Genomic DNA, 13328 nt, shown 5'->3' on the forward strand with positions numbered 1-13328 from the left:
TTAAGTTTAACAGCGGATGCTTTTACACTAAAGCGCTAAGTGAGTTATTTAGTTTTTTTCTATGTTTGTTACTACGTTATGCTCGCCATTGACTTGCCAGCGAATATTATAATTGTACAAAGTCATACCATAGCTTTGCTCGCCGTCTTTTTGTTTTTTATAGGCAGGGCGGGGATCTTGTTTTAAAACATTAGCTATAAAATCATGTAAATCTGGGTATTGTGTTTGCGCATTAACAAACTCAATTGCCTGAGGGCTAAATTCAACCGTCATTTGTGTTTCTGGGCGTGTATCTGCAAAGCCAGCACTGGCGTCAAGCATTGCATCTGAATAGGGTAAGTACGGTTTAATATCGATAATGGGTGTGCCATCAAGTAAATCAATGCCAGCGAGTAATAAACTAAGTTGTCCGTTTTTATACTCAATACCTTCAAGTTTTACTGCGCTCATACCAATCGCGTTTGGTCTAAATGTAGCGCGGGTAGCAAATACACCTTTTCGCTCATTCCCACCTAAACGAGGTGGGCGCACCATGGCAGAATAACCTTTATCGGCCGTTTCATGAAAACGAAATAATAACCAAATATGAGTAAATTCATCTAAACCACGTACAAACTCTTCGCGATTAAAATCAGGTGCAAAAATAAGTTTTGCCTTGGCTTGTGGCACTAAACGAGGCTGCCTAGGTATAGCAAACTTTTGTTTATAAGGAGATTCAATGTGGCCAATAGCCGAAATGGTATAATCGCTCATAGTACTCGGGTACAAATAAAATAGAGCGCTATTCTACCTGCATTTAGTATTTATGGCATTAGTGTAAGTAAGTTTATTGCGTATACCAATTTTATTAAAAATATGATTATTCAAGCGCATTAAATAGCGCACTTACTTCGTTAAAAATTATTCATATAGACCATCTGGTTTAAAAATACTTATTAGACCGAGTGGTTTATAGTAATGTATTTAAAAAGGACCTAAAACAAAAAAGGGCAAGCTAATAAGCTTACCCTTTTCAAGCATGTTAAAGATTAATTAAAACATGTATTGAACTGATACAGACGCTACATCCATGTCTGGATCAATATCGTCATCAAGTTTGTAGCGTTCGTACTCTAAACGAAATTGTACATTTGTTGTAAGTGCGTATTCAATACCCGCACCGTAAAATGCATCACCACCATCTGTAGACGCTGTTACGCCACCTACTGGTAAATCTTGTGTGTAATCTGCATCCCACTCAAGCCAACCGCCTTTTGCATATACAGAAAAGCTCTCTGTTATTGGGTAGCCCAAACGTGCGGCAAGCGATACGCCATCAATTTCAGCTTTGCTGTCTATATCACTTACTTCATCAAAGTTTTGATAAGCAAGTTCTAAGCTTAGGTATTCGTTAAACTGAGTACCAATATAGCCTTTAAGCATTTGTGCATCGTCGTCAAAGTCAGTGTCGTTGTCACTGTCTTCAAATTCAAAAGAATATTGACCGTAACCGATACCAGTATAAATACGTGGAGAATCGAAATCAGAAATGTCAGCGTGTGCTGCAGAGTTAAAACCCAGTGTTGCTAGTGCAATAGCTGAAAGAGAAAGTGTTTTAATCATTGAATAGCTCCTTTACAAAAAATAATCAAATGCTTGATTTCATTAATCAAACTTCAATTATCTACTTGCAGCGAGCGTGCCAATATTAAAATGGATTAAAAACACGCCATAATTAGTTCTTTTGTATTGGTTTTTACATTTTTTAGCGTGTTTTATAATCAAAGTGAACTTTTGTGTAATCCTGTACTCTAAAATAAGTTGTATGTTTTACATTGTATAATGAGTTTTTTACATAGCCTTACTCTATTTAAATTACTAATTAGACTTCATGAAGCAAGTTTTCTGTTTCAATTGCTATTTCTTTCATTTTTATAGCGTAATTTTCTAATTTAATGTCTTCATCGGTCACTGCTTTAAACGAAGGCACTTCTATTGGGTAGCCCGTTTCATCCATTGCAATAAAGCTGATAACACAATGATTTGTTTCAACCATATTTTGCGTTTTTGGATCGCCACATCTAACTTGAATAAATATTTGCATGCTACTTCTACCCGTATGGGCAATTTTAGCTTCTACTTCGACTATTTGACCCACTAAAATAGGGCGTCTAAATTTAACACCCGCAACCGAAACAGTTACGCAGTAATGACCACTCCAACCTGCAGCGCACGCATAACCTGCTTGGTCAATCCACTTCATGACGGCCCCACCATGAACTTTACCACCAAAATTCACATCAGTAGGCTCTGCTAAAAAACGAAAAATAACTTTTGACGACGGCATAAATAACACTCTTATTATTAAAACTACTATTAGCATAACGTAAAAAAGGGGCCGAAGCCCCTGCAATTTAGGATATGTTTATAATTTATATGTAAAAAACGTAGTTATATAGCTATACAGCGCATAATTTAGTTACATATTAGGATAATTTGGCCCACCTGCACCTTCAGGTGTTACCCATGTAATGTTTTGGCTTGGGTCTTTAATATCGCAGGTTTTACAGTGCACACAGTTTTGGGCATTAATAACAAACTCTTTATTGCCTTCAATTTCTTGTACTTCGTAAACGCCTCCAGGGCAATAACGTTGTGCGGGTTCATCAAATTTAACTAAATTTACGTTAATAGGAATTGACGCATCTTTAAGCTTTAAATGACACGGCTGTGATTCTTCGTGGTTAGTATTTGATAAAAACACACTTGAGAGTTTATCAAAGCTAAGGTGTCCATCTGGTTTTGGGTATGCAATTTTGTCAGCTGCGTTAGCATCAACAAGGGTAGAGTGATCGGGCGTATTATCTTTAAACGTAAAGGGTAAACCACCATTAAAAATGTTTTGATCAAGAGTATTATACGCACCACCTAAAAATTTACCGAGTTTGTGCATAGCAGGGCCAAAGTTACGAGATTGATATAACTCTTTATATGCCCATGATTGCTCAAACGCAGTTTGATAATGAGTTAAATTGGTATTTGCTAACTCATTTTGCAATGCTTCAAAAATAACCTCTGCGGCAATCATTCCTGATTTCATTGCAGTGTGATTACCTTTAATTTTTGCAAAATTAAGAGTGCCTGCATCACACCCAACAAGTAAACCACCTGCAAAATGCATTTTTGGTAATGAATGCAAGCCACCTTTAGCAATAGCACGCGCACCGTAAGCAATACGTTCAGCGCCTTCAAGCACGTTTTTAAATACAGGATGGTGCTTCATTCGTTGAAACTCATCAAACGGGCTCAAATGTGGGTTTGAGTAATTTAAATCTACAATTAAACCAACAACAACTTGATTGTTTTCACTGTGATACATAAATGCACCACCATTAGTATCGCCGCTAAGTGGCCAACCTGTACCATGAACTACCTTGCCAAGCTCATGTTTACTTTCATCTATTTGCCAGATTTCTTTAAAGCCTAAACCATAATGCTGCGGTGATGAATCTGCATCAAGTACAAACTCATTGATTAGTTGTTTACCTAAATGACCTCGGCAACCTTCGGCAAAAATAGTGTATTTTGCACGAAGCTCCATGCCTGGCATGTAACCGTCTTTTTCATTACCATCTTTGTCTACACCCATATCGCCAGTAATAATGCCTTTTACTGCTTCATCTTCAATTATTAAAGAGTGTGCGCTAAATCCTGGAAATATCTCTACGCCTAAGCTTTCAGCTTGCTCTGCAAGCCATCGACATACATTGCCCATAGATACAATGTAGTTACCATCATTATGAAATGTTTTTGGTGTAGCAAAGTGGGGGATTGATGTCGCTTTTTGCTCGTTATTAAACCAATAAATTTCATCGTTAGTTACTTTGGTTGTAACCGGTGCGCCAAGCTCTTGCCAATTAGGTAGTAGTTCATCCAAAGCTTTGGTTTCAAAAACAGCACCAGAGAGTACATGTGCTCCTACTTCAGAACCTTTTTCGACTACGCAAATCATGCACTCTTGTTGTTTTTCTTGTGCTAATTGCGCGAGTTTAATTGCACTTGAAAGCCCAGCAGGGCCTGCACCAACAATTACTACATCAAATTCCATGGTTTCACGTTCTACCATAATAACCTCTTTATCTATGACGGACTTATTTGAATGTTTACTACGCATTTAAATAAGGTGTACAGCCTATTTATAACCTTGCAAATTAAACGTTACAGACTGTGAATAGTTAAAGGTTATTTTAGGTTGACGTTTACGTCAACAGGAAGTAGTCTAATTTCATAAAATAAATAGGTTGACGTGCACGTTACCTTGTAGGTTTAAATAATTATGGAGTTCCTATGAAAGTTCTCGTACCAATAAAAAGAGTGATTGATTACAACGTAAAAGCACGCGTTAAAAGTGATAACAGCGACGTTGATTTAAACAACGTTAAAATGGCAATGAACCCGTTTTGTGAGATTGCTATAGAAGAAGCAATTCGCCTTAAAGAAGCCGGTACCGCCACTGAAGTGGTTGCTGTAACTATTGGTGCAAAAGCATCGCAAGAGCAATTACGCACAGCATTAGCATTGGGTGCTGACAAAGCCATTCACATCGAAACCGATGAAAAGCTCGAGTCACTTCATATTGCAAAGCTACTCGCTAAAATTGTAGAACAAGAAACGCCTGAACTTGTCATTTTAGGTAAGCAGTCAATTGACTCAGATAATAATCAAACAGGTCAAATGCTTGCTGCATTAACTAATCGCGGGCAGGGTACATTTGCATCAAAAGTAGTTATTGAAAATGGCAAAGTAAACGTAACACGCGAAGTTGATGGCGGGCTGCAAACGGTAGCACTTAATTTACCGGCAGTTGTTACAACTGATTTACGCTTAAATGAGCCTCGCTATGCATCACTGCCAAATATTATGAAAGCCAAACGTAAGCCGCTTGAAGTAATAGCAGCAGATTCGCTTGGTGTTGATTTAACACCGCGTATGCAATTAATAAGTGTAGAAGAGCCAGCTAAACGCACCGCAGGAATTATTGTAGAAGACGTAGCGCAGCTTGTAGAAAAATTAAAAACAGAGGCAAAGGTGATTTAAATGAAAACACTCGTAATTGCAGAGCACGACAACGGTGCCTTAAAACCAGAAACCTCAAAAACTATTAACGCCGCAGTAAAAATGGGTTTTCCTATTGATGTACTAATTGCAGGTAACAACTTAAGCGCAATGAGCTCACAAGTGGCCAGCATTGATGGCGTAGCTAATGTTTTAGTTGCTGATAATAGCGTTTATGAACATCAGTTAGCTGAGAGCATGAGCGATTTAGTTTTATCAATTAGCGACAACTACAGCCACATTGTTGCAAGTGCTACTACAACGGGCAAAAACTTTATGCCACGTGTTGCTGCGCTATTAGATGTTGCGCAAATTTCTGAAATTATCGCAGTAGTGGACGCCGATACATTTAAACGTCCAATTTATGCAGGTAATGCAATCGCCACAGTTAAATCACTCGACAGTAAAAAAGTAATTACCGTACGTGCCAGTAGCTTTGATTTACAAGGTGAGCAATCAGCTGTTGCTATAACAAGCATTGATACAGTATCAGATTCACAATTAAGCAGCTTTGTAAGTGTTGAGCAAACCGAATCAGAACGCCCTGAGCTTACAGCAGCTAGTGTGGTCATATCGGGTGGTCGCGGTATGCAAAACGGCGAAAACTTTGCATTACTTAATGGTATTGCCGATAAACTAGGTGCAGCTATTGGTGCATCGCGTGCAGCAGTTGATGCAGGCTTTGTACCTAACGACATGCAAGTAGGGCAAACAGGTAAAATTGTAGCACCTAACTTATATATTGCTGTAGGTATCAGCGGTGCTATTCAGCATTTAGCCGGTATGAAAGACTCAAAAGTAATCGTCGCGATAAATAAAGACCCAGACGCACCTATTTTTCAGGTAGCTGACTACGGTTTAGTGGCTGATTTGTTTGAAGTACTGCCACAGTTAGAGAGTGCTTTATAGCCTTTAAATAAACAAACTTATTCTGGTTGAAAGCCGTGGTGCTCTTTGAGTGCTGCGGCTTTTTTATTCGGTAGATTAAAGACACAAAAAAACCAGCCAATTGGCCGGTTTTTAGTATTTATAAACAGTTTACTTACCAATTTAGTAAGTTGCGCTGCCTTTAGTACGAGGGAAGGCAATAACGTCACGTACGTTGCCCATACCTGTTACATAAGCAACTAAGCGTTCAAAGCCTAGACCAAAGCCTGAATGTGGCACGCTACCGTATTTACGTAAATCGCGGTACCAGCTGTAATCCTCTTTGTTTAAGCCCATTTCTTCTAGGCGTGCATCAAGCACATCAAGGCGTTCCTCACGTTGTGAACCACCAATGATCTCACCAATACCTGGTGCTACAACATCCATTGCGGCAACGGTTTTACCGTCTTCGTTTTGGCGCATGTAAAATGCTTTAATGTCACGAGGGTAGTTTTTAATAACTACCGGTGCTTTAAAGTGCTCTTCAGCTAAGTAACGCTCGTGCTCAGACTGTAAATCTACACCCCATTCAACAGCGTACTCAAACTTTTTGCCACAGTTTTTAAGGATTTCTACAGCGTCTGTGTAGTCAACTTGTGCAAAGTCTTTATCTACAAATTCTTCTAAACGCGTAATTGCGGTTTTTTCTACACGTTGTGCAAAAAATTCCATATCATCACGGCGCTCTTCAAGTACGGCTTTAAACACATACTTAAGCATGTTTTCAGCAAGTTTTGCTATGTCTTCTAAATCAGCAAACGCTACTTCAGGTTCTACCATCCAAAATTCTGCAAGGTGGCGAGATGTATTTGAATTCTCTGCGCGGAATGTAGGGCCAAATGTATAAATTTTTGACATTGCAGACGCGTAAGTTTCGCCATTTAACTGACCAGATACAGTAAGGAATGCTTCTTTACCGAAGAAATCTTCGCTGTAATCAACATCGCCTTTATCTGTAAGTGGTAAGTTTTGCATATCTAGCGTTGATACACGGAACATCTCACCCGCACCTTCACAGTCACTTGCCGTAATGATTGGCGTGCTGATCCAGTAAAAGCCTTGCTCGTGGTAAAAACGGTGAATAGCTTGTGCTAAACAGTTGCGTACACGAGTTACCGCGCCAATCATATTTGTACGAGGGCGAAGGTGAGCGTGCTCACGTAAGTACTCAATGCTGTGGCGCTTTGCCGACATTGGGTATGAATCTGGGTTTTCTACCCAACCTAACACAGTCACTGAGTTAGCTTGAATTTCGTAAGATTGACCTTGGCCAGCAGATTGAACTAAAACACCAGTAACCGACACAGAACAACCGGCTGTTAAGCTAGTAACTTCATCATAATTATTCAGTGAATTAGGAACTACCGCTTGAATAGGATCAAAACACGAACCGTCATGAACGGCTAAAAATGAAATTCCTGCTTTTGAATCGCGGCGAGTACGGATCCAGCCCTTAATTGTTACTTGGCTGTCTACCGCAACATTGCCTTTTAATAGCTCTGAAATCGCTAAATGGCTCATCTTCACTCCAATGATATAAGTTGCCTAACTATTTTATTTTAACTGTGCGCAACACTCGGGCATAAATTGCACATAAACGGTGCTGCACTTGAACCCTGTATCTTACCTAGTAAAGTTAAATAAAAAAACTATTGTGGGCAACTCTTTAAAAGTTTTTATGCATGCGGTTTATTTTTAAACAGTTTTTAGAGTTTAATTGCCACTATTATGATTTGTTGCTCTGAAATTTAATGATTTTGTGGCATTATTAACATCCAAACTAAATTAATATTTATTCACCCTTAAAAAATCGATGCTATGAAACAAGTTTTTATTTTACGAGGACTACCAGGAAGTGGTAAGTCTTACTACGCGCAAAGCCTTGCTGACGAATTAGGTGGAGCCGACGAAAGTCAGTATCTAATTTGCTCAACTGATGATTACTTTAATAATGAGCAGGGCGAATATCATTTCGATAAATTTAAGTTACCACAATTTCATAATTTAAATTTGGCGCGCTTTATAAATGCACTTGCTCAAGGCATTCCATTGGTGATTGTTGATAACACCAATATTAAAAAGTGGGAATTTATAGCTTACTCTCAAGCTGCCGTTGCTTTAGGTTATCAAGTAAAAGAAGTGATAGTGGGTGAAGTAAAAGACAAAGCTATGCAGCACCTATACGCTAAACGAAACTCACATAATGTACCGCTAAAAACTATAAGTAAAATGGCCTACATGTTTGAGTGGTAATCACTTAGAGATTAGATAAGGCTTTTATATCGCATTGTGTAATGGCATCTAAATGAGCAGTGATTTTTTCATTGCTCCAATCCCACCACGCTATATCTAGCAGCGTATTAATTGTTTTATCGTCAAATCTGGTTTTTATCACTTTAGCGGGATTTCCACCTACAACGCTATAAGCAGGTACATCACAGGTAACAACTGATTTACTGGCAATAATAGCGCCGCTGCCAATTTTTACCCCGGGCATAATTGTAGCGTTATAACCAATCCAAACATCATGACCAATTTCTGTATTGCCTTTAAAGGGTAAATCATTTGATTTTGGTACAAATTTTTCCCAGCCATTACCAAATATAAAAAATGGATAAGTAGAAAATCCAGAAGTTTGATGGTTAGCGCCATTCATTATAAAAGTAACGTCTTTAGCTATCGCACAAAACTTACCTATGATCAGACGATCCCCAATAAAATCGAAATGGTAAAGCACATTTTTTTCAAAATTCTCAGGGCCATCAGGATCGTCATAATATGTATAATCGCCTACTTCAATATTGATAGAAGTAATATAGTTTTTTAAAAAACCTACTTGAGGAAAACCTTCCATTGGTGAAGGATTATTGGGGTTTGGTCCGTTCATGGGGTTTCCTCTTAATTTTGAGTTAGGTATAGATATTAATCTATAGATTTATAAACCGCTAGTGGGTGCGATGTACTTAGTGATACATGCACTTCGTCGCCTGGGTTTACCACAACTTCATGGCTTACTCGGCTAGTTACAACCGTAGAGCACGCAAGTTTTACAGCGCACAAGCGGCTGCCACCCTCAAAACGTACCCAAATTACTTCGCCGTTATTGCCAACACTGCTTTGTACAAGTAACACATCGTCTGGTCGAAGTAGTACATCAACGTCGCCACTTTCACAGTCAACGCCATGAGCGGGAGCATTACCAATTGAGGTAGTGGCTTGTCCTTGGCTAAATTGGCCGCTAATAAAGCTGGCTTCACCTAAAAAGCGTGCCACAAAGCGATTATTTGGGGTACTAAAGCAGCGCTCGGGTGTATCGATTTGCTGAATTTTGCCGCCTTTAAGTACACCAACACGATCGCCAACTGAGAGTGCTTCTTCTTGGTCGTGTGTTACCCAAATCGCAGGTACGCCAGCTGCTTTAAGTGCGTTTCTAATATCCCAACGAAGCATGTCTTTAAGGGCGGCATCTAAGTTTGAAAGCGGCTCATCAAGCAATACAAAATCAGGTTGGTGGGCAAGGGTGCGCGCAAGTGCAACACGTTGCTTTTGTCCGCCAGAAAGCGTAGCTGGTTTTTTATCTCTAAAATCGCTCAGTCCAAGTAGGTTTATCCAATACTCAGCAGGGGCTGTATCTTTTAATCTAAAGCAAATATTTTGCTGTACGGTTAAGTGCGGAAATAACGCAAAATCTTGAAACACCATACCGACACTGCGTTTTTCAGGAGGTAGTGTTAATTTGGGTGTAGCGCGCCATTTACCCGTGTTTATTTCGCCTTCGCTAATAGGTATAAGGCCAGCAAGGGCTTGTAAAATTGTACTTTTACCGCAACCTGTTGGCCCTACAAGCATAAGGATTTCGTTTTCACCCAGCGATAAGTTTAAATCGCTTACTACGCGGTTACTGCCATAATCTATAGACAACTGACTTACAGATAGCATTGTTTCTTAAATCCTTAATGTTCAAACTGGTTGCGTTTTTCGCCAGACATCATAATAGCTAACCCGCAGGCAGATATCACTACTAACAATAAACCAGGAATAGCAGCGCGACCAAAATAGCCCGCCTCGTATACACGCCATAAATAAGTTGAGAGGGTTTCAAACCCTGTAGGACCAAGTAATAGCGTGGCTTCGAGTTCACGCATTGACTCTAAAAATACCAGTGCTGCACCGGCAATAATACCGCGCATAGTTAAAGGCAGTGTTATGCGAGTAAATACTTCACGTGGGCTTGCACCTAATACGCGCGCAGACTTTACTAAGCTTGGATCTAAGTGTTCAGTGCTTGTTCTAACAGAGCCTACAGCAAGTGGTAAAAACCGCAGCATATAAGCAATAATAAGCAATCCCAGTGTTTGATATAAAAACGGTAACTGCAAACCACCGTAAACAAGCGCTGTGCCCATTACTATACCCGGAATACCAAAACCAAAGTAAGTAACACGCTCCATTATACGACCCGCTTTTCCACTCAGTGCGGCATGTGCAACGGGGATCGCAACGATAACGGCTACAATTGCCGCAATACCCGATGCATACGTAGAGTTCCACGCAATATTAAAATCAAATGAGCTAAAACCATCACGAGCTAACCAAAGTGAAAATATAGCCAAAGGCAAGCCAATAGCGAGTAGTAAAACAGGTGCAAACGTAACAAACATGGCACTTAACTGTAATTTACTTGGAAATAAAATTAACGGGCGACCATGGCGCTCAGGTGCTGTTTTTATTTGTGATTCAACTAAAAGTAAAAAACTGACAATAACCATCAGCTGAAGTGAAAGCATGGCAGCGCGTCCTAACGCAAAGGCATTGTATTCAACATAAATTACGCGGGTAAACGTATCTAAGCGCATCATTGCCGGCGTGCCAAAGTCTGATAACGTATAAAGCGCGACTAACAATGAGCCTGCTGCAATACCGTTAACTACGCGCGGTAATATAACTTTAAATATACTTTGCGTCATCGACATGCCCAGCGTTCGTGCGGCATTAACCATGCTTGCGTCAAGGCTCAGTAGGGATGAGCGAGTCGTCATCATTACAAACGGGAAAGTATACAGCGTCATCACAATTGCAGCGCCTGTTAAGCCATACATTGATGGTGTTTCTATTCCTGTTAAGGTGTTTATTTCGCCACCGGGGCCAAAAGCAGCATAAAGTGTAAATGCGCCAATATAACTGGGAATTGCCAGTGGGGCTGCAAATACAACCAGCCAGAGCTTTTTAAATGGTAAATGCACATACGCGCTAATAAACGCCAGTGGCACACCAATTAAAATAGACCCAAGTACCGTTAAACCCATTAACGATAAGGTGTTACCTAAAATTTGCAGGTTGTGGGTGTCAAACACTGAGCTCGCATCGCTTGCAAGCACAATTAATACATAAACAGGGGTAAGCGCAACAAGCGCTGCAAGCAGCGCCATTGGATAAGAGGCTGGTATTTTCATTACAATACGCCGCTGCTTCGCATCAAATCTATAGTAGGGCGTAAATCAGCTAGCTGTGTTAAATCTACTTTAGGTGGAGAAATATTAGCAAGTGACGGTAAACCCTCAGGTTGGGTAATACCATTTACTAACGGAATTTCGTACGCTTCACTGGCTAAGTAACCTTGTACTTCTTTACTTAGTAAGTAACGCATAAAGTTAGTTGCAAGCGGATCGTCGTTAAGCGCTAATACACCTGATGCATTAACTAAACAGCCCGCATCATTTTGTGTAAATGCTAAATCTAGCTTGGCATCAGGCTTACCTGATTTTAAACGCAAAGTGTAGTAGTGATTTGCAAAACCAATATCAACTTCACCGCGCTCAACGCCCATAACAACACCTAGCTCGCCGGCGTATGTTTTAGCACGTTTTTGAACCTTTTTAAGCCACTTAGCGGTTTTGTCATCGCCTTCTAAGATTCGCATTGCGGTTACAAACGATTGAAAAGAAGCGTAGGCGGGTGCCCAACCAATACTTAAATCGCTGTCGGCAATTTCCATAATACTTGTTGGAATTTGATCTTTAGTCAAACGCGACGTGTTATATGGCAATGTACGAATACGGCCAGTTACTGGTGCCCACTCTTTATATCTAAATTGTGGTTGTAACTGAGCAGATAAATCACCTGGGATAGGTTGTGCAAGGCCTGCATCGGTTACTAAACCAATTGCGCCTGAATCAACCGCCCAAAATAAATCAGCGCGGCGAACGCCAGCTTTAGCTTCTGCAACAATGGTATTTGCTAAAGCAGCAGTAGGACCTCGGCGAATGCCTAACTTAAAGTCTGGATTTTTTTTCTGGATTGCTTGTAATACGTTTTCATACAAACCACCTTCGCCTCGGCCTAAGTAAAGGGTTAACTCGCCTTTAAGCTTTGGTAAATCGTCAACAGAAACAGGGTTTGCTATATCAGCGGCTAGCGCACGAGAAAGAGGCAGCGGCAATGAGCCAACCACCCCTAACGCAGCTAGGCCTTGAATAAAGGTCCTACGCTTCACTTAAAATACATCCTTACGAGCTTTTTCGGCTTTTTCTATTAAAACCTTAGCGCGGTCTAATTTTGTTTGCATATCACTGATCACATCGCGTACTTCGTCTACGCTTTTGCTGTTTGTAATGGCTTGTGGCAGTGTTACGTTAAAGTCTTTTTCCAGCACTTCAACTAGTTTTGCATCTTGTTCAATAAGAGTTCCTTCAACGCCTTCAAACAGGTGCAGATAAGTATCGTGAACAATTTCAGTTGCTTCGTCTCGTAAACGCTCAGCAAATTTAGCTACTACACGGTCTAATTTGTGCTTAATTTCATCAATTGTGGCACTTTGTGTCATTTGAGTTGTAGCGGTTGCTTTTACTGTGTCTAACAAGCCTTTTTGCTGGAATTTTGCAGCAAGCTTAACAGCCCCAAGGCCTTGCCACAAGGCTATGTTCATCGCTTTTTGCTGTTTACGAACTTCCTCAGCAGGCTCTTTATTATCAATGGCCATTTTTACGCCATAAAGGCCCTGCCAAATAGAAGCGTATACTGGTACAAAGTTAGTTTCTATTGCGCTGTGAAACTTAACTGATTCCCAATATTCAATTAAATCATCAGTTTTTACAGATTTTGCGCCTTTAGTATCGTAGTCGCTTACCATGGTATCAACTTTGCCTACCATCCATTCTACTTCTTCTGCGTAACTTTTAAGGTTAGCTTGAAGATGATTAACATGCTCGCCAATAGGGCCGTTAGCTAATACTGGTTGAGCCATAAACGCCGAGGCTAGTAAAAGGCTTGCACCTAAAGTTTTGGCTGGTTTAAATAGTAATTTCATA

Annotated in this window: 13 protein-coding genes; 3 read left to right on the plus strand and 10 right to left on the minus strand. The window is 40.2% G+C overall.

Going from position 1 to position 13328, the window contains the following annotated elements:
• Positions 1-48: 48 nt before the first annotated feature.
• The 4 genes from tsaA to H5122_RS03235 all read right to left on the minus strand — a co-directional run bounded on the left by tsaA (position 49) and on the right by H5122_RS03235 (position 4105).
• The gene (gene tsaA / locus H5122_RS03220; RefSeq protein WP_002961223.1) at positions 49-753 is read right to left on the minus strand and encodes a tRNA (N6-threonylcarbamoyladenosine(37)-N6)-methyltransferase TrmO; all 705 of its coding nucleotides are present in this window, start codon (positions 751-753) and stop codon (positions 49-51) included.
• A 279-nt stretch (positions 754-1032) separates the two neighbouring features.
• On the minus strand, positions 1033-1602 hold the full coding sequence (locus tag H5122_RS03225) for an outer membrane beta-barrel protein (protein WP_002961225.1): 570 nt from the start codon (positions 1600-1602) through the stop codon (positions 1033-1035).
• A 259-nt stretch (positions 1603-1861) separates the two neighbouring features.
• Positions 1862-2326, minus strand: a complete 465-nt coding sequence (locus tag H5122_RS03230; protein ID WP_002961226.1) for an acyl-CoA thioesterase — start codon at positions 2324-2326, stop codon at positions 1862-1864.
• 132 nt (positions 2327-2458) lie between these two features.
• Positions 2459-4105 (minus strand): electron transfer flavoprotein-ubiquinone oxidoreductase, encoded by a 1647-nt coding sequence (locus H5122_RS03235; protein WP_182681268.1) that lies wholly within the window; start codon positions 4103-4105, stop codon positions 2459-2461.
• Positions 4106-4326: 221 nt separating this feature from the next.
• On the opposite strand from H5122_RS03235, the gene H5122_RS03240 reads away from it, so the two are divergent.
• On the plus strand, positions 4327-5076 hold the full coding sequence (locus tag H5122_RS03240; RefSeq protein ID WP_182674313.1) for an electron transfer flavoprotein subunit beta/FixA family protein: 750 nt from the start codon (positions 4327-4329) through the stop codon (positions 5074-5076).
• On the plus strand, positions 5077-6003 hold the full coding sequence (locus H5122_RS03245; RefSeq protein ID WP_024596825.1) for an electron transfer flavoprotein subunit alpha/FixB family protein: 927 nt from the start codon (positions 5077-5079) through the stop codon (positions 6001-6003). It abuts the gene before it with no gap.
• Positions 6004-6144: 141 nt separating this feature from the next.
• Here the strand turns inward: H5122_RS03245 and asnS are convergent, their stop codons facing one another.
• Positions 6145-7542, minus strand: a complete 1398-nt coding sequence (asnS, locus tag H5122_RS03250) for an asparagine--tRNA ligase (protein WP_002961230.1) — start codon at positions 7540-7542, stop codon at positions 6145-6147.
• Positions 7543-7839: 297 nt separating this feature from the next.
• On the opposite strand from asnS, the gene H5122_RS03255 reads away from it, so the two are divergent.
• Positions 7840-8274 carry an ATP-binding protein gene (locus H5122_RS03255; RefSeq protein WP_002961231.1) on the plus strand — a complete coding sequence of 145 codons (435 nt, stop codon included), beginning with the start codon at positions 7840-7842 and terminating at the stop codon, positions 8272-8274.
• A gap of 4 nt (positions 8275-8278) precedes the next feature.
• On the opposite strand, the gene H5122_RS03260 is transcribed toward H5122_RS03255, so the two are convergent.
• Genes H5122_RS03260 through H5122_RS03280 form a run of 5 tightly spaced genes read right to left on the minus strand, consistent with a single transcriptional unit; the run spans position 8279 to position 13327 of the window.
• Positions 8279-8908: a Vat family streptogramin A O-acetyltransferase gene (locus H5122_RS03260; protein WP_024604311.1), complete on the minus strand. Its 630-nt coding sequence runs from the start codon at positions 8906-8908 to the stop codon at positions 8279-8281.
• Positions 8909-8943: 35 nt separating this feature from the next.
• A complete protein-coding gene (locus H5122_RS03265; RefSeq protein WP_182681269.1) occupies positions 8944-9960 on the minus strand; it encodes an ABC transporter ATP-binding protein in 1017 nt (338 codons plus the stop codon).
• A 14-nt stretch (positions 9961-9974) separates the two neighbouring features.
• A complete protein-coding gene (locus H5122_RS03270; protein ID WP_182681270.1) occupies positions 9975-11474 on the minus strand; it encodes an iron ABC transporter permease in 1500 nt (499 codons plus the stop codon).
• Positions 11474-12514, minus strand: a complete 1041-nt coding sequence (locus H5122_RS03275; protein WP_039487939.1) for an extracellular solute-binding protein — start codon at positions 12512-12514, stop codon at positions 11474-11476. Before H5122_RS03275 ends, H5122_RS03270 begins: the two co-directional genes overlap by 1 nt.
• The gene (locus H5122_RS03280) at positions 12515-13327 is read right to left on the minus strand and encodes a hypothetical protein (protein ID WP_154903076.1); all 813 of its coding nucleotides are present in this window, start codon (positions 13325-13327) and stop codon (positions 12515-12517) included.
• Position 13328 lies beyond the last annotated feature (1 nt).

The organism is Pseudoalteromonas sp. SG43-8 (assembly GCF_014164245.1).
GTDB lineage: Bacteria > Pseudomonadota > Gammaproteobacteria > Enterobacterales > Alteromonadaceae > Pseudoalteromonas > Pseudoalteromonas distincta.

What these genes read in the sequence shown, in the direction of transcription:
- tsaA (WP_002961223.1), bottom strand. Translation starts at nt 753, where the DNA reads ATGAGCGATTATACCATTTCGGCTATTGGCCACATTGAATCTCCTTAT.
- H5122_RS03225 (WP_002961225.1), bottom strand. Translation starts at nt 1,602, where the DNA reads ATGATTAAAACACTTTCTCTTTCAGCTATTGCACTAGCAACACTGGGT.
- H5122_RS03230 (WP_002961226.1), bottom strand. Translation starts at nt 2,326, where the DNA reads ATGCCGTCGTCAAAAGTTATTTTTCGTTTTTTAGCAGAGCCTACTGAT.
- H5122_RS03235 (WP_182681268.1), bottom strand. Translation starts at nt 4,105, where the DNA reads ATGGTAGAACGTGAAACCATGGAATTTGATGTAGTAATTGTTGGTGCA.
- H5122_RS03240 (WP_182674313.1), top strand. Translation starts at nt 4,327, where the DNA reads ATGAAAGTTCTCGTACCAATAAAAAGAGTGATTGATTACAACGTAAAA.
- H5122_RS03245 (WP_024596825.1), top strand. Translation starts at nt 5,077, where the DNA reads ATGAAAACACTCGTAATTGCAGAGCACGACAACGGTGCCTTAAAACCA.
- asnS (WP_002961230.1), bottom strand. Translation starts at nt 7,542, where the DNA reads ATGAGCCATTTAGCGATTTCAGAGCTATTAAAAGGCAATGTTGCGGTA.
- H5122_RS03255 (WP_002961231.1), top strand. Translation starts at nt 7,840, where the DNA reads ATGAAACAAGTTTTTATTTTACGAGGACTACCAGGAAGTGGTAAGTCT.
- H5122_RS03260 (WP_024604311.1), bottom strand. Translation starts at nt 8,908, where the DNA reads ATGAACGGACCAAACCCCAATAATCCTTCACCAATGGAAGGTTTTCCT.
- H5122_RS03265 (WP_182681269.1), bottom strand. Translation starts at nt 9,960, where the DNA reads ATGCTATCTGTAAGTCAGTTGTCTATAGATTATGGCAGTAACCGCGTA.
- H5122_RS03270 (WP_182681270.1), bottom strand. Translation starts at nt 11,474, where the DNA reads ATGAAAATACCAGCCTCTTATCCAATGGCGCTGCTTGCAGCGCTTGTT.
- H5122_RS03280 (WP_154903076.1), bottom strand. Translation starts at nt 13,327, where the DNA reads ATGAAATTACTATTTAAACCAGCCAAAACTTTAGGTGCAAGCCTTTTA.